This window comes from Falsiroseomonas oryziterrae (genome assembly GCF_021864505.1).
GTDB lineage: Bacteria > Pseudomonadota > Alphaproteobacteria > Acetobacterales > Acetobacteraceae > Falsiroseomonas > Falsiroseomonas oryziterrae.
Window position 1 is genome coordinate 1 of sequence record NZ_JAKJIB010000638.1, and the last position, 913, is coordinate 913.

Here is a 913-nt window from a genome sequence, read left to right on the forward strand (position 1 = left end):
CGGCCATCGCCGAGGCGGCGCGCGAGGCGGGCTGGCGGCGCCTGCGCCTGCGGGCGCCGGCCGCGGCCTTCCCCTTCTGCGAGAGGTGCGGCTTCGTCAGGTCGGTGGGCGAGACCGCCGCCACGCACACGCTGCCGCTCATCCCCGCGCCGCCAGGAACGCCCTGACCTCGGCCTCGCGCGGGATCGGCGTGACGGCGCCATAGCCCTGGGTGGAGAGCGCGGCGGCGGCGTTGGCGTAGCGTGCGGCATCCTCGACGCCGTCGCCGGCCAGGCGGCGGGCGAGGAAGGCGCCGGCGAAGGTGTCGCCCGCGCCGGTGGCGTCCACCGCCCGGACGGGGAAGCCGGCGATGCGCGAGCGGCCCTCGCGCGTCGCGACCAGCACGCCCTCGGGGCCGAGCTTGAGAAGAACCAGGGGGCAGAGCGCAAGATAGGCATCCGCGATCGCGTCCGGCGCCTCGAGCCCGGTCAGCGCCTGCGCGTCCTCGAGCGAGGGGAAGCAGAGATCGGCGAGCGCGATCGCCGCCTGGGTGCAGGCGCGCGCGCGGGCCAGCGGCCAGAGGCGGAGGCGGAGATTGGTGTCGAAGGAGACCGTCACGCCCGCCGCGCGCGCGATCTCCATCGCGCGGAAGGCGGCGTCGCAGGAGGAGGTCGAGATGCCGAGGGTGATGCCGGACAGGTGCAGGATGCGGGCGCGCCGGATCGCGGCCTCCGGCAGGTCGGCGGGGCCGAGGCGCGCGGCGGCGCTGCCGGCGCGGTGGAAGGTGAAGTGGTGGCCGCGCGCGTCATGGCTGACGAAGTAGATCCCGGTGGGCGCGGCCGGATCGGTGCGGACCGGCGCGTCGTCCACGCCCTCCGCCCGCCACAGCGCGCGGAAGGCGGCGCCGGCGCGGTCCTCGCCGAGTGCGGTCAGC

Annotated in this window: 1 protein-coding gene; it reads right to left on the reverse strand. The window is 77.1% G+C overall.

The annotated features are described in order from the left end of the window. Positions 1 to 138: 138 nt before the first annotated feature. Positions 139 to 913, reverse strand: a 775-nt coding sequence (locus L2I40_RS23790; protein ID WP_237217817.1) for a sugar kinase, incomplete at its 5' end; no start/stop codon positions are given.